The sequence below is a fragment of the Bradyrhizobium sp. HKCCYLRH3073 genome (assembly GCF_051167995.1).
GTDB lineage: Bacteria > Pseudomonadota > Alphaproteobacteria > Rhizobiales > Xanthobacteraceae > Bradyrhizobium.
In genome coordinates, this window is sequence record NZ_JBNPUD010000001.1 from 637,895 (window position 1) to 655,091 (window position 17,197).

Here is a 17,197-nt window from a genome sequence, read left to right on the forward strand (position 1 = left end):
CCGCCCGGTATGCGAAGTACGAGTGGAGTAGGGAACGATGAAGGCGATCATCGTAGGCGGCGGTATCGGCGGATTGACCACGGCTCTGATGCTGCGGGCGCGCGGCATCGACTGTGAGCTGTTCGAGCAGGCGGATGCAATCCGCGAGCTCGGTGTCGGCATCAACACCCTGCCGCACGCGATCCGCGAGCTCGCCCAGCTCGGGCTGCTCGACCGGCTCGACGAGGTCGCCATCCGGACCTATGAGCTGTTCTACCTGACCCGGCGCGGCCAGGAGGTCTGGCACGAGACCCGCGGGCTCGATGCCGGCCATGACGTGCCGCAATTCTCGATTCACCGCGGCCGTCTGCAGAGCGTGATCCATCAGGCGGTGATGCAGCGGCTCGGGCCTGAGAAGGTCCACACCGGCTGCCGGCTCGGCGCCTTCACCCAGGATGAGGGCGGGGTCACCGCGTATTTCTTCGACCGCACCGGCGCCCATGTCCACACCGCCCGCGGCGACGTGCTGATCGGCGCCGACGGCATCCATTCCAAGGTCCGGCAGACGCTGTTCCCGAACGAGGGCGCGCCGTGCTGGAACGGCCTGATGCTGTGGCGCGGCGCCACCGACTGGCCGGTGTTCCTGACCGGGCGTTCGATGATCATCGCCGGCGGCCTCAACGCCAAGGCGGTGATCTATCCGATCGCCGAGGGCTCGAGCCCCGCGAGCCGCCTCACCAACTGGGCCGTGCTGGTGCGCATCGGCGATGCCAACACCGCGCCGCCGCGGCGCGAGGACTGGTCGCGGCTCGGCAAGGCCGACGAGCTGATGCCGCATGTCAACGGCTTCTCCATTCCCCAGGTCGACTTCGCCGCGATGGTGCAGGCGACGCCGGAGTTCTGGGAATATCCCTGCTGCGACCGCGATCCGTTGCCTTACTGGTCGAGTGGCCGCGTCACGCTGCTGGGCGACGCCGCGCATCCGATGTACCCGGTCGGCTCCAACGGCGCCTCGCAGGCCATTCTCGATGCCCGAGCGCTCGCTGATGCCTTGGCCCGCTCCGAGCATCCGCGCCAGGCGCTGATGACCTATGAGCAGAAGCGGCTGCCGATGACGGCCGAGATCGTCGCGTCCAACCGTCGCGGCGGCCCCGAGGGCGTCATCGATGCCGTCGAGCAGCTCGCGCCGCAGGGGTTCAGCGACATCAACACCATCCTCAACTACGAAGCCCGCGAAGGCATCGTGCGCGGCTATGCCAGCCGGGCTGGATTTGCCGCGCGGATGGTGACGCGACAGGCGTCGTAAGTCAGCGTCGAGCACCGTTTTCCGGGCTGCCCCTCACCCCAGCCCTCTCCCCGTAAGAACGGGGAGAGGGAGCCGCCTGCATTCTGCGGTATAGTTCGAACCCAAGCACCAGCCCGGCTCACGCCCCCGGAGGCGGGGGCAGGAAGTGGATGTTGTGCTCGGCGGCGAGCTTCACGACGTCGTCGGGGTTCTGCTCGCGCATGTTGTGGATCGCCCAGAACAGCTCGTAGAGCCGCCGCGTCGGCGACACCCAGAACAAGGTCTTCGCCGTCTGCTGCGACTTGTTGAAGATGCCGTGCGGCTTGCCCATTGGCAGCCGCACCGTGTCGCCGGCGGTGGCGTATTCCTCGGCGCCGTCGAGGAAGAAGTCGAGCCGGCCCTCGAGGATGTAGAGATACTCGTCCTGGTCGGGATGGATGTGCGGCGGCACGAAGGTGCCGACCGGGAACGTCGCATGCCAGGAGAAGCTGTGCTCGGTGCGGTTCTTCGGCACGTAGACCTGGCCGAGGATGTTCCAGGAGATGCCCTGGATGCCCTCATTGGCCCGGGTGATGCCGGCGATTTCCGGATGATTCATGTTGGTTTCGCTCCCTGTTGTTACTTGGCCGCGCAATCCTTGGCGTAGCGGTCGGCGTAGTTCTCGAACACCTTCTGCACGATTTCGGTCTGGAACTTGCCGTCGGGCCGCTTGGCGACCTTGGTCAGATAGAAGTCCTGGATCGGGTAGCCATTGGTGTTGAACTTGAAGTTGCCGCGCAGCGAGGCGAAATCGGCCTTCTTCAGCGCCGCGGCCACCGCATCCTTGTTGCTGAGGTCGCCATTGACCGCCTTCACGGCGCTGTCGATCAAAAGCGCGGCGTCATAGGCCTGCATGGCGTAGGTGCCGGGCACGCTGTTGTAGGCGGCCTCGTAGCCGGCGACGAACTTCTTGCTTTGCGGATTGTCGAAATTGGGCGCCCAGTTGGCGCCGCCGAACATTCCGACCGCGGCGTCCTGCTGCGCAGGCAGCGTGGATTCGTCGACCGTGAAGGCCGAGAGCACCGGAATGGTGTCGGCAAGGCCGGCCTGCTTGAACTGCTTGACGAGGTTCACGCCCATGCCACCCGGCATGAAAGTGAACACGGCGTCCGGCTTCTGCGAGGAGATCTTGGACAGTTCAGGCTGGAAATCGAGCGTGTTGAGGGGGACGTAGGACTCCTCGACGATCTCGCCCTTGTAGTCGAGCTTGAAGCCGGCGACGGAATCGCGCCCGGCCTGGTAGTTCGGAACCAGCAGATACATCTTCTTGTAGCCGCGGTCCTGCGCGACCTTGCCGAGAACGGCATGCACTTGGTCGTTCTGGTACGAGGTCACGTAGAAGTAGGGACTGCACTCCTTGCCGGCGTAGCTGGACGGACCGGCATTCGGGCTGATCAGGAAGGTCTTGTTCTCGGTGACCGGCCGGTGGATCGCCTGCAGCATGTTGGAGAAGATCGGACCGACGACGAAGTCGACCTTGTCACGCTCGAGCAGGCCCTTGACCTTGGTGATCGCGGCGTCCGGCTTGAGCTCGTCGTCGGCGACGACCACCTCGACGTCCTTGCCGCCCATCTTGCCGCCGAGGTCCTTGATGGCAAGGTTGAAGCCGTCTCGGACCTGGCCGCCGAGCGCGGCGGCGGGGCCGGAGAGGGTGACGATGACGCCGATCTTGATCTTGTCGGCGGCCAGCGTCGGCTGGGCGAGCAGGCTCGCAGCAATGCCAAGACCGACGCCGAGACCGGCCAGCTTCGAACTCATTTTCATGACAACTCCCCCGGGATGCGGAATTTCAGGTTTATGTTTTTTGCACCTGACCAAACGATGGGCCAGACCGCAGCTTGGTCACAAGCCTAGTCTGATGACGCCCTCAGCTGCAAGCGAGCTGCTTGCGGAAAGGGCAGTTTCGGCACGCATGCAAGCGCCGCGCCAATTGCTTGAAGGTTAAAGGAATTGCCGCCTCATCGTCCTGCGCAAAATGACGGTACATTTTTCCTTGCTCCCGGGAGGTCCTGAAGGTCAAACTCACGAGCCTCGCCCGACGAGGCTGAACGTGCCCAAGTGATTCCGTCATGACGCTTGATTCCGAGACCAAGGCCGTCGAGCTGCCCGAGGACCATGCCGAGGAGCTGCGGCTGTGGCTGCGCCTGCTCACCTGCACGACGCTGATCGAAGGCGAGATCCGCAGCCGGCTGCGCGAGCGTTTCGACGTGACCCTGCCGCGTTTCGACCTGATGGCGCAGCTCGACAAGGCGCCTGATGGCATGACCCTGTCCGACGTCTCCAAGCGCATGATGGTCTCGAACGGCAACGTCACCGGACTGGTCGAGCGCCTCGTCGAATCCGGCCATCTGGATCGCCGCACCTCCGATACCGACCGCCGCGTCCAGGTGATCCGGCTGACCAAGCTCGGCCGCGCCGAATTCCGCAAGATGGCGGCCGAGCACGAGACCTGGATCGCGGATATCTTCGGCGATCTCACGGAGAAGGACGTGCGCGAGTTGATGCGGCTGCTCGCCAAGACCAAGGGGTCGGCGCAGAAGGCCGTGCAGCGCCGGCAGGATTGAAGCGGGCCTGACAGGACGTCGCACGCCACGCTGCCACGCGCGGCAAACGCTCAAACAATTTGCGGGCAGTGCACAATCTTCGGCTATCTTCGGCTCTTGCGTCCAGATGTTTTAAGTCTAAAATGTTTAGGACTGAAACGTGCCGGGCGTTCTTCCCTTCAGACAGGAGCGTGTGATGGCCACTGCCGCCAAGGTTCAGCAGCCGGAGAGCGCCAGTGCGCATGCGCACAGCGCTCACGTCGACACCTTCGCCCAGGACAATCTGCCGCCACGCGAGCTGTGGCCTGACTTCGTCTTCAGCCGGCCCGAATTCCAATATCCGCCGCGGCTGAACTGCGTGACGCATTTCGTCGATCGCTGGGTGAATGAGGGGCGGGGCGATGCGCCGTGCATCATCAGCGCTGACATCGGCTACACCTATCGTGAGCTGCAGGCCCTGGTGAACAGGATCGCCAACGTCCTGGTCGGCAAGCTCGGCCTCGTGCCCGGCGGCCGCGTGCTGCTCCGCTCCGCCAACAATCCGATGATGGTTGCCACCTATCTGGCCGTCATCAAGGCCGGCGGCATCGTGGTCGCCACCATGCCGCTGCTGCGTGCCAAAGAGCTGTCCTATCCGATCCAGAAGGCGCAGATCGCGCTGGCCTTGTGCGACGGCAAGCTCGCCGACGAGATGGAAAAGACCCGCCCGATCGCGCCGGCGCTGAAGCAGGTGGTCTATTGGGGCAACGGCCAGCCCAGCGCGCTGGAAGCGCTGATCGCCGATGCCAGCCCGGAGTTCACCGCAGTCGACACCGCCTCCGACGATCTCTGCTTGATCGCCTTCACTTCCGGTACGACCGGCGATCCCAAGGGCACCATGCATTTTCACCGCGACATGCTCGCAGTGTGCGACGGCTACGCCCGCAACGTGCTGCGCGCCAGCCAGAGCGACCGCTTCATCGGCACCGCACCGCTCGCCTTCACCTTCGGCTTCGGCGGCGTGCTGTTTCCGATGCATATCGGGGCATCCTATGTCGTGCTGGAAAAGACCTCGCCGGACGATCTGCTCGCGGCCATCGAGCGCACCAAGGCCACGATCTGCTTCACGGCGCCGACCGCCTATCGGGCGATGCTGAGCAAGCTCGAGGGGCGCGACATCTCCTCGCTGCGCAAATGCGTTTCCGCCGGTGAGACCCTGCCGAAGCCGACCTTCGACGCCTGGCTGAAGGCGACCGGGCTGAAGCTGATGGACGGCATCGGTTCGACCGAGATGCTGCACATCTTCATCAGCGCCATCGAGGACGAGATCCGCCCCGGCGCCACCGGCAAGCCGGTGCCGGGCTACGAGGCCAAGATCGTCGACGACGAGGGCCGCGACGTGCCGCCGGGCACGATGGGGCGGCTCGCAGTGCGCGGTCCCACCGGCTGCCGCTATCTCGCCGACGAGCGTCAGCGCAAATATGTTCAGAACGGTTGGAACGTCACCGGCGACACCTATGTGATGGATGAGGACGGCTACTTCTGGTACCAGTCGCGCTCCGATGACATGATCGTATCCTCGGGTTACAACATCGCCGGCACTGACGTGGAAGCGGCGCTGCTGACGCATCCGGCGGTTGCCGAGTGCGGCGTTGTCGGTGCTCCCGACGACGCGCGCGGCATGGTCGTGAAGGCCTATGTCGTGCTGGCGCCGGGAGCCGAAGGCACGCCGGCGCTGGTGGCCGAACTGCAGGAGCATGTCAAACGCGAGATCGCACCGTACAAATATCCGCGTGCGATCGAGTTCGTGACACAGTTGCCCAAGACCGAGACCGGCAAGCTGAAGCGCTTTGCCCTGCGGCAGCTGGCGCAAGGCGTGGCCGCGCCGCCGTCCGGCGCTGACAATCGATAAGGAGGCACAGTCGTGAGCACGACCAAGGCGCCCACGCTGGCCGTGGTGAAGCAGGATGAGGCCGAGGGCATGCGCGTGCTGCAGCCGAGCGGCTGGCCGATGCCAAAGGGCTATGCCAACGGCATCAGCGCCGAGGGGCGCATCGTCGTCACCGGCGGCGTGATCGGCTGGGACGCGAGCGAGACGCTCGCCGACGGCTTCGTCGCGCAGGTGCGGCAGGCGCTGGAAAACATCTCCGCAATCCTGGCCGAGGGCCATGCGCGTCCGGAGCACCTGGTGCGCCTGACCTGGTATGTCGTCGACATGGATGAGTATCTCGGCCATCTGAAGGAGCTTGGGAAGATCTATCGCGAGATCTTTGGCAGTCATTATCCCGCGATGGCCCTGGTGCAGGTCGTCAGGCTGGTCGAGAAGGCCGCGCGGGTGGAGATCGAGGCGACTGCGGTGGTGCCGCGCTGAGGGCGGGTGCTGCCGGCAGGGGCCCGTCTTTGATCGGTCGAATCTGGAATATGACATCGCGCTCTCGCGGCTGGTCGGCCCGAGCTTTGCTGGTCGATCACCCCCGGCGAAAATCGAGGGCGCAGGGAAGGCCGGGTGTCCACCACACCCGCGGCCCCCGTGCGATCAAAAATGCACGGGGCAGGAACCACAGGTGGGCCGAACATGCCGGCCTTCCCTGCGCGATGTTTGACGGATTATACGTGGTCTCCCTGGTGCGCCGGGCTTGTTGGCCACCTCCGCGCGAGGCGAAGCCTCGTCGCGTTCGCGACAACGCGCGTAGCGCGTTGCGCGGGTGATACCAGCGTCGGGGTATCAGGACATCACGACTTCACCGTACGCCACGACATCACTCGTCCGCGCAACAAGCGCATGATGCAACGGCGTCCACCGCAGCCTGCCCCACGTATCGTGACGACGCGTACGCCCCTCTTCGCCGGAGCAGGTTGGGCGCAAGCATCGTCGTGATTTGCCCGACGACACAAGGCTCGAGCGCTGCGACATGGTAACGCGGCGGGCAGTCACACAGCACATCACAGTTCGCAGGCATCGCGCTTCGTTCGTCGAACAATTGTGGTCGTCTGATGCGCCCTCTGTCGAACGATGGACGCGAGATCGCCATGTCGCGGCCACCAACCTGTTCGAGCGTGGCCGCCCAGGGGCGGATGAGAGCAGGGGGGCGGACTTGGATTGGAAACTCTTCGTGACGACGGCGCTGGCCGCCGGCATCGGCGCTGCGGCCGGCGCGCTGGCATTGGCGAGCGTCGGTGGCGGCGGCATCGAGCATCAGGCCGATGCCAAGATGCTGGAGATCGGCGTCGCCATTCTGCGCGAGCCGGCGCGGGTGGATGACGATCCGATGCGGTCGTGGGCGGTGCGCGTGGTGGAGAAGAAGTCGGGGGTGAGTTTTACGGACCAGCAGCGTGCGGCATTGTTGAAGCGGGCGGCGGGGGGCCGGTAGCTCCGCTCCCGGTGCGTAGGGTGGGCAAAGGCGCGCCCTGATCGCGATTGTTTTTTGGCACTGTCTGATCGCGCCGTGCCCGCCGTTGTTCGCGGATGGTCCGCCGGTGGGCACGCGATCGTGCGGCTTACTCCGCACGACGGCTTTGTCCACCCTACGAACTTATGGCGTCATTGCGAGGAGCGCAGCGACGAAGCAATCCAGAGTCGCGCACTCGGCCCTGGATTGCTTCGCTGCGCTCGCAATGACGCGTGGGGAGAGCGGAGTGCTACTGATACGCCGAGACGATGTCGCTCACAGCGCGTTCCAATTGCTGAGCTGTCGCGCAGGGGCGGACGACGTTGCAGAAGGTCTGGTAGCGCGGCATCTCTGAATCGCCCCAGCCCCAGGTCATGCGGCCCTCTGGATTGAGCCAGACCACGCGCTTGGCGCGTTCGGAGATGGCTTTGAGGATGTCGGCGCGTGGGTCGAGCTTGTTGCTGCGGGCATCACCCAGAATGATCACGGTGGTCTGCGGCGTCACCGAGGCCATGAACTGCTTCTCGAAATCCACCAGCGACGAGCCGTAGTCGGACGAGCCGAAGCCGACCTTGTGCATGATCTCGGCCATGGCCTCCTCGGCCGGATTCTGCTCCAGGATCTCGCTGACCTCGATCAGGTGGCCGGAGAACGCGAACGAGCGAACATCGCTGACGACGTCGTGCAGGCTGTGGATCAGCAGCAGGAAGAAATCCGAGACGCGGGCGACCGAGCCGGAAACGTCGCAGAGCGCCACGATCTTCGGGCGGTCGCGGTGCCGTCGCTTCCACGCGGTGAGGAAGGGCACGCTGCCCCAGGCGGCGTTGCGGCGGAGCGTGCGGCGGACGTCGAGATGGCCGCGGCGCTGGCGCTTGCGCGGCTTCGCATAGCGCTCGCGCAGGCGGCGCGCGATCTGCCGGATCAGCGCCCGCATCGCCGCGACCTGGCGCGGCTCGATGCGCGAGAGCTGGGCATTGCGCAGGATCTCGTGGCGCAGATTCTCGGTCTCTTCTCGGCCGTACAGCGCCAGCGCCTGCGCGACGGCATCGCGCACGGTGTCGCGCAGGCCGTCGAGCCCGGCCTGCAGCCGCTCCGCCAATGACGGATTGGTTTCGGTGAGCGTATCCAGATCGTCGCGCAGCCGCTGGATGCCCATCGTCTCCAGCATGCGGCTGGAGAACAGGCCGCGCTGGGTGAAGTAGCGGATCTCCGACAGCCCGACGGCGCTGGACGCGTTGGCGATCGCGGCCGAGATGTCAGCCGTGTTCTGCGTCAGCAGCATCTGGGCGAGGGGCCCAAGCTCGGCATCCGCCTCGGCGCCGGCCGGCTGTCCCGATGATGGCGGAGCTGCCTGGGCCTCCTTCGACGCCGCGTCCTGCCGCGTCTCGTCATCCGCCTCGGCCTGCGCCGGATCGACATGGGCGAAGAACAGGTCGAAGCAGGCGCCGAGCGCCTTCTTCTCGTCCTCGCTCTTGGCGAGCGTCAGCAGCAGGCTGTCGCGCAGCACCGTGCGGTCGGCGAGACCGACGCTCGCCACCGCGCGCATGGCGTCGATGCTCTCGGCCGGCGAGACGTGCACGCCGGCGCCGCGCGCCGCCCGGAAGAACCGATGCAGGTTCTCCTGCATGGCGCCTACCCGAAGATGTTCTGTCGCTGCGCCTTGGCGACGAAGGTCGTCACCTGCGGCAGCGCGACCTCGATGTCCGATTCGTATTTCAGCAGCACGTTGAGCGTGTCCTTGACCACCTCGTGGTCGAGTTCAGCGGCCTGCAGCAGCACCAGCACGCGCGCCCAATCGATGGTCTCGCTCACCGAAGGCTGCTTCTTCAGGTCGAGCGTCCTGACGTCGTGGATGAAGGCCACGAGCTGCCGGCGCAGATTCTGCGCGATGCCGGGCACGCGGCTCTCGACGATGCGCTCCTCCAGCTTCTGCTCGGGGAAGCCGATGTGCAGATGCAGGCAGCGCCGCTTGAGCGCGTCGCCGAGATTGCGCTCGGAGTTGGAGGTCAGGATCACCGTCGGCGGCTTTGCGGCGGCGATGCTGCCGAGCTCGGGGATCGTAACCTGGAAATCGGAGAGGATCTCCAGCAGCAGCGATTCGAACTCGGCGTCGGATTTGTCGATCTCGTCGATCAGCAGTACGCAACCGTTTGGCTCGAGCAGCGCCTGCAGCAGCGGCCGCGGCTCGACGAACTCCTTGGAGAAGAACACGTCGCCGAAATCATGCAGCTGGCCGAGCGCGGCATGCAAGGTCTGGGCGCCGCCGAGCACCTCGCCGAGCTTGTCCTTCAGGATCTGGGTGTAGAGCAGCTGCTTGGCGTATTTCCACTCGTACAGCGCCTTGGCCTCGTCGAGACCCTCATAGCATTGCAGCCGGATCATCTTCAGGCCGCGCCAGGCGGCGATCGCCTTGGCGAGCTCGGTCTTGCCGACGCCGGCCGGCCCCTCAACCAGGATCGGCTTGTCGATCGCCTGCGACAGGTAGACGGCGGTGGCGATCTGGCGGCTGGCGATATAGCCCTGCGCGGCGAGGCCGGCTTCGACGGCCGCGATCGAGGCGATGGCTGAAGGGGAGGCCGGGGAATCAGCCACTGACGAAACTCCGTTTCCTGGTATCAGGACCCGGCGCAGATGTGATCGGCGTTCCGGTCCCTGGACGTTGGTATCAGGGCGAAAACCCTGACTTTTCCTCGCATTGTGTTATGTCCTGGCTACGCGCACCCGGCAGCCCTGTCCAGTGCGTGCGTGGGTGCCCAAGCCGCATGGCTGCCGGTCGCCAGCGGACGGACCGAGAACCTCCTCCTGTAAATCACGCCGAGCGGAATATGAACCGATCCATCCTGCATCTCCTCGTCCTGCTGGTCCTCGTGGTCGGAGGCGGCTGGATCATCGGCGCCTCCAACATGCCCGGCGCCTGGTACGGCTCGCTCAACAAGCCCTGGTTCACCCCGCCGGGCTGGCTGTTTCCGATCGCCTGGACCGTGCTCTACATCATGATTGCGGTCGCCGGCTGGCGCACCTATGAGCGGGTCGAAAGCGGCGCTGTGATGCAGGTGTGGTGGGGACAGCTGGTGCTGAACTTCGCCTGGTCGCCGGTGTTCTTCACCGCGCATCTGATGTGGGTCGCGTTCGCGATCATCGCCAGCATGTTCGTGCTGATCGTGATCTTCATCGTGATGCAATGGCGCGAGGATCGGATCGCCGCGTTGCTGTTCGTGCCCTATGCGTGCTGGGTAGGGTTTGCGTCGGTGCTGAATTTTTCGGTGAACGTGTTGAATTGAGATGAGGCGGGTTTGATGAAAGCTCGCTGTCAGATGAGAACAACGGTGCGCTCCCTCTCCCCGTTCTTACGGGGAGAGGGTTGGGGTGAGGGGCAGCCGCGCGGGGGGTGTTCGCGGATAGACCTGTACCCCCTCACCCGGATTGCATCTGACGATGCAATCCGACCTCTCAGCGCGAGCGAAGCTCGTCGCGGCCCCGCAAGCGGGGCGAGGTTGCAGCGCGCTTGCGGCTCCGAGTTCGCGTCACACCACGGGCATTCGCGGGGCCACCGCCCATGAACCTCAAGCAGCTCGAATACTTCGTCCAGGTCGCCGAGCTCGGCTCGTTCAGCAAGGCCGCGTCCGTGCTCGACGTGGCGCAGCCGGCGCTGTCGCGGCAGGTGCGGGCGCTGGAATCGGAATTGAAGCAGCAGCTGTTCGCGCGCAACGGGCGCGGCGTCGAACTGACTGAAGCGGGGAAGCGGCTGCTCGACCACAGCGTCGGCGTGCTGCAGCTGGTGGCGCATGCGCGCGAGGATCTCGGCGCCAGCCGCGATGCGCCGGTCGGCCGCGTCACCATCGGCCTGCCGCCGAGCATCGCGCGGCAATTGACCTTGCCGCTGATCGATCGCTTCCGGAAGGAATATCCGGCCGCGCGCCTCGCCGTGGTCGAGGGCCTGTCGACGCATGTGGTCGAGTGGGTCACCACGGGCCGCATCGATGTCGGCATGGTCTACAATCCCGAGGCGCAGGCCGGCATCGAGATCACGCCGGTGCTGCAGGAGCCGCTCGCCCTCGTCAGCCACGCGCCGAAGGGCAAGCGCCGCGTCACCGCGCCGCTGCCGATGGCCGAGCTGTCGCGCTACAGCCTGATCATGCCGGAGCGGGTGCACGCGATGCGGCGCCTGCTGGAGACGCAGGCCGCGCTCGCCGGGATCAAGCTCGACATCGCCTGGGAGGTATCGAGCGTGCCCTCGATCATCGATCTCGTCTGCGCCGGCTACGGCCACGCGGTGCTGACCCCGAGCGGCGTCGCCGCCTCGGGCCGCGCCGGCGAGCTCGCGATCCGGCCGCTGACCGAGCCGGCCCCGACAAGCGTGCTGTGCTTCGTCACTTCGGCGCACAAGCGCCCAACGCCGCTGGCGCAGCAGACGATCAAGCTGGCGACCGCGTTGATCAGGAAGCTGCCGCGCTGAGCGCTGCGTCAGTTCGGTTCGGGCGGTGCCATTGTCCCCTGGAGGTTCAAGGCGGGCATGTGAAGATATCGGACTCCTGGGACGAGCAACCCCGCCAGTGAGTTACTCCGTCATGCCCGGGCTCGTCCCGGGCATCCACGTCATTCCCAGGATGCCGACCAACGTCGATGGCCGGGACAAGCCCGGCCCTGACGACTTGGAGACACGCGAGCGCAAAGCTCCGATCTTCAAGTGTAGCAGCGTCGCCTGGGGAGGTGGAGGTGTGAGCCTCGACGTCGCGCCCAAGCGGCTGTGGCGGCCTCTCCAGACCCATTCTAAATTCAGCATGGCTCATGTGATATCTTATGCCGTTTCGGAATAGCTGATAGAAGCCCCCGGGCGCTGGTGCGCGCTGTCCCTGTCCGTCACATAGCCTGTCAAGCTGCCGAAGCTGCAAGACCCGACCACGCGAGGAACGGGCGTCTGCGGACCTCGGTTGATGCGCCAGAACAGCACCCCAAGGAAGCAGAAGCGATGCCAACGACCGCCCGTGTCGACGTCCAGGCCTTTCTCGACGACCACCCGTTTTCCGGCTTCCAGTGGCTGATCTTCGCGCTCGGCTTCGTCATCGTGCTGCTCGACGGCTTCGACACCGCGGCGATCGGCTTCATCGCGCCGTCGCTCCTGAAGGAGTGGGGCATCGAGAAGTCGGCGCTGGGACCGGTGCTGAGCGCGGCGCTGTTCGGCCTTGCCGGCGGGGCGCTGTTCGCAGGGCCTATCGCCGATCGTCTCGGCCGCAAGCTGGTGCTGGTCGGCTCCGTGCTGATCTTCGGCATCGCCTGTCTTGCCTCGGCGTTCGCGAGCAACCTCACCGAGCTCACCGTGCTCCGCTGCGTCACCGGTATCGGCCTCGGTGCCGCCATGCCGAATGCCGTGACCCTGCTCAGCGAGTATTGCCCGGGCCGGCTGCGCGCGACCATGACCAATTTGATGTTCTGCGGCTTTCCGCTGGGCGCGGCATGCGGCGGCTTTCTCGCGGCGTGGATGATCCCGCAATGGGGCTGGCGCAGCGTGCTGGTGCTCGGCGGCGTCACCCCGCTGGTGCTGACGGTGCTGCTGATCGCGATCCTGCCGGAATCGGTGCATTACCTGTTGTCGCGAGGCGCCAGTGTGGAGCGTGTCCGTAAGGTCATGCGCAGGGTCTCTTCTGCCGCCTCCGAAGTCGGCCAGTTCGTGATGCTGGAGCCGGAGCATGCCGAGACCACCCGGCGCGTCAATGCCACCGGCATCGGCATGGTGCTGTCGCCGGTGCTGCGTGTGGGCTCGCTGATGCTGTGGGTCACCTATTTCATGGGCCTGGTGATCTTCTATTCGCTGATCAACTGGATGCCGATCCTGTTCAAGGATGTCGGGCTGAACCCGCAGACCGCGACGCTGATCTCGGCGCTGTTCCCGCTCGGCGGCGTCGGGGCGGTGTTCTTCGGCGTGCTGATGGACCGCTTCAACGCCAACCGCATCGTCGCGGTCGGCTATGCGCTGACGGCGGTCACGATCTTCCTGATTGGGCAGGCGGCTGGCAACATGGGCTTCCTGGTGGTGATCGTGTTCGTCGCCGGCGTGGTCATGAACACGGCGCAGTCGTCGCTGCCGGCGCTGGCCGCGGCGTTCTATCCGACCCAGGGCCGCGCCACCGGTGTCGCCTGGATGATGGGCATCGGTCGCTTCGGCGGTATCGCCGGGTCGTTCCTGGTCGCCGAATTGACCGCGCGGCACCTGACCTTCAGCGAGATTTTCACCGTGATCGCAGTTCCCGGCTTGATCGCGGCGCTCGCCCTTGTGGTAAAGCAGGTCGTGGGACCGGGAGGCCGCGCCAGCGGCAAGGATGTCGGCGCCCCCGTGGCGGCGCATTGAAGGCGCTAGCTGGCTCGCGAGACAATCTGAGGGAGAGACTGACGTGATCATCGACGTGCACGGCCATTACACGACGGCTCCGAAGGCGCTCGAAGAGTGGCGCAACCGGCAGATCGCGGGCATCAAGGATCCCTCCGTCATGCCCAAGGCGTCGGAGCTTTCGATCAGCGACGACGAGCTGCGCGAGAGCATCGAGAGCAACCAGCTCAAGAAGATGAAGGAGCGCGGCAGCGACCTCACCGTGTTCTCGCCGCGCGCGAGCTTCATGGCCCACCATATCGGCGACTTCCAGGTGTCCTCGACCTGGGCTGGGATCTGCAACGAGCTCTGCTACCGCGTCAGCAAGCTGTTCCCGGACAATTTCATCGGCGTCGCGATGCTGCCGCAGTCGCCGGGCGTGGACCCCAAGACCTGCATTCCCGAGCTCGAGAAGTGCATCAAGGACTACGGCTTCGTCGGCATCAATTTGAACCCGGACCCGTCCGGCGGCCACTGGACCTCGCCGCCGCTGTCGGACCGGCACTGGTATCCGATCTACGAGAAGATGGTCGAGCTCGACATCCCCGCGATGATCCACGTCTCGACCAGCTGCAATGCCTGCTTCCACACCACCGGCGCGCATTATCTCAACGCCGACACCACCGCGTTCATGCAGTGCCTGACGTCGGACCTGTTCAAGGACTTCCCGACCCTGAAGTTCCTGATCCCGCATGGCGGCGGCGCGGTGCCGTATCACTGGGGCCGGTTCCGCGGCCTCGCCCAGGAGCTGAAGAAGCCGCTGTTGAAGGACCATCTGCTCAACAACATCTTCTTCGACACCTGCGTCTATCACCAGCCGGGCATCGACCTCCTGACCGGCGTGATCCCGATCGACAACATCCTGTTCGCGTCGGAAATGATCGGCGCCGTCCGCGGCATCGATCCGGAGACCGGCTTCTACTACGACGACACCAAGCGCTACATCGAGGCCGCCAAGCTGACCCCCGAGCAGCGCCACCAGATCTACGAAGGCAATGCGCGGCGCGTGTTCCCGCGTCTCGACGCCGCGTTGAAGGCCAAGGGCAAGTAATCTAAAGGGCAGGCGATATGAGCACCCCCATGAACAATCTCGGCATCGTCAAGACGAAGATCAACCGCGCCGACAAGGCGGCGGTGGAGAAGCTGTCGAAGTTCGGCGTCGCCACCATCCACGAGGCGATGGGCCGCGTCGGCCTGATGCAATGCTACATGCGCCCGATCTATCCGACCGCCAAGATGTGCGGCACGGCCGTCACCGTGCTGCTGCAGCCCGGCGACAACTGGATGCTGCATGTCGCGGCCGAGCAGATCCAGCCCGGCGACGTCGTCGTCGCGGCCTGCACGGTCGAGAATACCGACGGCTTCTTCGGCGATCTCCTGGCGACCAGCTTCCGCGCCCGCGGCGCGCAGGGCCTCGTCATCGACGGCGGCGTCCGTGACGTCGCCGATCTCACCGACATGCAGTTCCCGGTGTTCTCGCGCGCGATCTCCGCGCGCGGCACGGTCAAGGCCTCGCTCGGCTCGGTCAACATCCCGATCGTCTGCGCCGGCGCCGCGGTCAATCCGGGCGACGTGATCGTCGCCGATGTCGACGGCATCGTCGTGGTGCCGGCCGCGGTCGCACATCAGGCGGCGGATGCGGCCGCGGCGCGCGAGGCCAACGAGGCCGACAAGCGCGAGAAGCTGGCGTCGGGCGTGCTCGGCCTCGACATGTACAAGATGCGCGAGCCGCTGGCGAAGGCCGGGCTCAAATACATCGATTGAGCAGCGATGACCGCGGCGTCGAACCAGTGGCATGTCGGGCTGATCGGCTACGGCGAGGTCGGCAAGATCCTCGCCGAGGATCTGCGCAAGGATGGCGTGCGCGTCTCGGCCTATGATGTGAAGCTGGCGGACAGCCGCGGCGACGCGATGCGCAGCCATGCCGAGAGCATCGGCGTGACGCTCACGGCCTCGCATGCCGAACTGGCGGCGCAGGCCGACTTCATCGTCTCGGCAGTGACCGCCAGTCAGGACGTGGCGGTGGCGGAAGCCTGCGCTCCGAAGATCAAGCCAGGCGCGTGGTTCCTCGACTTCAACTCGGCTTCGCCCGGCGCCAAGCAGCGCGCGGCCGCGTTGATCGACGGCGCCGGCGGCCGCTATGTCGAAGGCGCGGTGATGACCTCGGTGCCGCCCTATCGCATCAAGGTGCCGCTGCTGCTGGGAGGCGCCGGCGCGCGCGAGCTGGCGCCGCTGCTCAACGATCTGGGCTTTGCCGCGAAGCCCGCTAGCGACAAGCTCGGCGTGGCCTCGGCCACAAAGATGTGCCGCAGCATCATGATCAAGGGCCTGGAGGCGATGGTGATCGAGAGCTTCACCACCGCCCGCGCCTATGGCGTCGAGGACGCGGTGCTGGCCTCGCTGAAGGAGACCTTTCCCGGGATCGACTGGGAGAAGCAGGGCGCCTATTTCTTTCAGCGGGTCATCGAGCATGGCCGCCGCCGCGCCGAGGAGGTGAGGGAGGTGGCCGAGACCGTACGCGACATCGGGCTGACGCCGTGGTCGGCGGACGGCACCGCCGAGCGCCAGGCCTGGGTCGCCGATCTCGCCGATGAGGGCCTGTTCGGCACGCGCGGCACCAAGGAGTTCGCGCGCAGCCCGGATTGGCGCACCGAGGCCGATCGTATCATTAACAAGATCAAGTCCAAGGAGTAGGGAACCTCATGGAGTTCCAGAAGACCCCGGGATGGCTCGACTGGTACGACGGCCCGTCGAAGCCGCGCTTCAAGGTGCCGGCCGGCAGCGTCGACGCGCATTGCCACGTGTTCGGCCCTGGCGCCGAATTCCCCTATGCGCCCGAGCGCAAGTACACGCCCTGCGACGCCTCCAAGCAGCAGCTCTACGCGCTGCGCGACCATCTCGGCTTCGCCCGCAACGTCGTGGTGCAGGCGACCTGCCACGGTGCCGACAACCGCGCGATGGTCGATGCGCTGGCGCATTCGAACGGCAAGGCGCGCGGTGTCGCCACCGTCAAGCGCAGCGTCACCGACGCCGAGTTGCAGGCGATGCACGACGCCGGCGTGCGCGGCGTCCGCTTCAACTTCGTCAAGCGCCTGGTCGACTTCACGCCGAAGGACGAGTTGATCGAGATCGCCAACCGCATCAACAAGCTCGGCTGGCACGTCGTGATCTATTTCGAAGCCGTCGACCTGCCCGAGCTGTGGGACTTCTTCACGTCGCTGCCGACCACCGTCGTCGTCGACCACATGGGTCGTCCTGACGTGACCAAGCCGGTCGATGGCCCGGAGTTCGAGCTGTTCGTGAAGTTCATGCGCGAGCATTCCAACGTCTGGTCCAAGGTGAGCTGCCCGGAGCGTCTCTCGGTCAAGGGACCGCCAGCGCTGAACGGCGAGCAGAACGCCTATCGCGACGTGGTGCCGTTTGCGAAGCGCATCGTCGAGACTTTCCCGGATCGCGTGCTGTGGGGCACCGACTGGCCGCACCCGAACCTCAAGGACCACATGCCCGATGACGGCCTGCTGGTCGACTTCATTCCCCACATCGCCGTCACCGCGGAGCTGCAGCAGAAGCTCCTGGTCGACAATCCGATGCGGCTGTACTGGCCCGAAGAATCCTGAAG

16 protein-coding genes are annotated in these 17,197 nt (G+C 65.7%); 12 read left to right on the forward strand and 4 right to left on the reverse strand.

All coding sequences use genetic code 11. The annotated features are described in order from the left end of the window. Window positions 1-37: 37 nt before the first annotated feature. Window positions 38-1,285, forward strand: a complete 1,248-nt coding sequence (locus tag ACQR1X_RS02925) for a flavin-dependent oxidoreductase (RefSeq protein WP_434891128.1) — start codon at window positions 38-40, stop codon at window positions 1,283-1,285. A gap of 118 nt (window positions 1,286-1,403) precedes the next feature. Here ACQR1X_RS02925 and ACQR1X_RS02930 read toward each other — a convergent pair whose 3' ends face one another. Then, window positions 1,404-1,862, reverse strand: coding sequence for a cupin domain-containing protein (locus ACQR1X_RS02930; protein ID WP_315751999.1), 459 nt, complete (start codon window positions 1,860-1,862; stop codon window positions 1,404-1,406). 20 nt (window positions 1,863-1,882) lie between these two features. Continuing rightward, complete coding sequence (locus tag ACQR1X_RS02935) at window positions 1,883-3,067, reverse strand: ABC transporter substrate-binding protein (RefSeq protein ID WP_316183228.1); 1,185 nt, start codon at window positions 3,065-3,067, stop codon at window positions 1,883-1,885. Between the two features lie 305 nt (window positions 3,068-3,372). Here ACQR1X_RS02935 and ACQR1X_RS02940 point away from each other — a divergent pair, with 305 nt between their 5' ends. The 4 genes from ACQR1X_RS02940 (at window position 3,373) to ACQR1X_RS02955 (ending at window position 7,196) form a co-directional block, all read left to right on the forward strand. Beyond that, window positions 3,373-3,867, forward strand: a complete 495-nt coding sequence (locus ACQR1X_RS02940; protein ID WP_315751998.1) for a MarR family winged helix-turn-helix transcriptional regulator — start codon at window positions 3,373-3,375, stop codon at window positions 3,865-3,867. A gap of 175 nt (window positions 3,868-4,042) precedes the next feature. Beyond that, on the forward strand, window positions 4,043-5,737 hold the full coding sequence (locus tag ACQR1X_RS02945; RefSeq protein ID WP_315802422.1) for a benzoate-CoA ligase family protein: 1,695 nt from the start codon (window positions 4,043-4,045) through the stop codon (window positions 5,735-5,737). 12 nt (window positions 5,738-5,749) lie between these two features. Continuing rightward, entirely contained in the window at window positions 5,750-6,196 is a 447-nt protein-coding gene (locus tag ACQR1X_RS02950; RefSeq protein WP_315802423.1) for a RidA family protein, read from the forward strand. 724 nt (window positions 6,197-6,920) lie between these two features. Next, on the forward strand, window positions 6,921-7,196 hold the full coding sequence (locus ACQR1X_RS02955; protein ID WP_434898290.1) for a hypothetical protein: 276 nt from the start codon (window positions 6,921-6,923) through the stop codon (window positions 7,194-7,196). A 268-nt stretch (window positions 7,197-7,464) separates the two neighbouring features. On the opposite strand, the gene ACQR1X_RS02960 is transcribed toward ACQR1X_RS02955, so the two are convergent. Together ACQR1X_RS02960 and ACQR1X_RS02965 are read right to left on the reverse strand one after the other, a co-directional pair. After that, a complete protein-coding gene (locus ACQR1X_RS02960) occupies window positions 7,465-8,841 on the reverse strand; it encodes a vWA domain-containing protein (protein ID WP_434898291.1) in 1,377 nt (458 codons plus the stop codon). Window positions 8,842-8,846: 5 nt separating this feature from the next. Further along, window positions 8,847-9,806 carry an AAA family ATPase gene (locus tag ACQR1X_RS02965; RefSeq protein ID WP_434898292.1) on the reverse strand — a complete coding sequence of 320 codons (960 nt, stop codon included), beginning with the start codon at window positions 9,804-9,806 and terminating at the stop codon, window positions 8,847-8,849. Between the two features lie 275 nt (window positions 9,807-10,081). Between ACQR1X_RS02965 and ACQR1X_RS02970 the strand changes: the two genes are divergently transcribed. The 7 genes from ACQR1X_RS02970 to ACQR1X_RS03000 all read left to right on the forward strand — a co-directional run bounded on the left by ACQR1X_RS02970 (window position 10,082) and on the right by ACQR1X_RS03000 (window position 17,195). Then, window positions 10,082-10,495, forward strand: coding sequence for a TspO/MBR family protein (locus ACQR1X_RS02970; protein ID WP_315802546.1), 414 nt, complete (start codon window positions 10,082-10,084; stop codon window positions 10,493-10,495). A 275-nt stretch (window positions 10,496-10,770) separates the two neighbouring features. Then, the gene (locus tag ACQR1X_RS02975; RefSeq protein ID WP_315802427.1) at window positions 10,771-11,670 is read left to right on the forward strand and encodes a LysR family transcriptional regulator; all 900 of its coding nucleotides are present in this window, start codon (window positions 10,771-10,773) and stop codon (window positions 11,668-11,670) included. A 513-nt stretch (window positions 11,671-12,183) separates the two neighbouring features. Next, window positions 12,184-13,560 carry an MFS transporter gene (locus tag ACQR1X_RS02980; protein WP_316238989.1) on the forward strand — a complete coding sequence of 459 codons (1,377 nt, stop codon included), beginning with the start codon at window positions 12,184-12,186 and terminating at the stop codon, window positions 13,558-13,560. Between the two features lie 43 nt (window positions 13,561-13,603). Beyond that, on the forward strand, window positions 13,604-14,629 hold the full coding sequence (locus tag ACQR1X_RS02985) for an amidohydrolase family protein (protein ID WP_315802429.1): 1,026 nt from the start codon (window positions 13,604-13,606) through the stop codon (window positions 14,627-14,629). Between the two features lie 17 nt (window positions 14,630-14,646). Continuing rightward, window positions 14,647-15,342 (forward strand): 4-carboxy-4-hydroxy-2-oxoadipate aldolase/oxaloacetate decarboxylase, encoded by a 696-nt coding sequence (gene ligK, locus ACQR1X_RS02990; RefSeq protein WP_434898293.1) that lies wholly within the window; start codon window positions 14,647-14,649, stop codon window positions 15,340-15,342. A 6-nt stretch (window positions 15,343-15,348) separates the two neighbouring features. Beyond that, window positions 15,349-16,272, forward strand: coding sequence for a DUF1932 domain-containing protein (locus ACQR1X_RS02995; RefSeq protein WP_434873639.1), 924 nt, complete (start codon window positions 15,349-15,351; stop codon window positions 16,270-16,272). A gap of 8 nt (window positions 16,273-16,280) precedes the next feature. After that, a complete protein-coding gene (locus ACQR1X_RS03000; RefSeq protein ID WP_316183236.1) occupies window positions 16,281-17,195 on the forward strand; it encodes an amidohydrolase family protein in 915 nt (304 codons plus the stop codon). Window positions 17,196-17,197 lie beyond the last annotated feature (2 nt).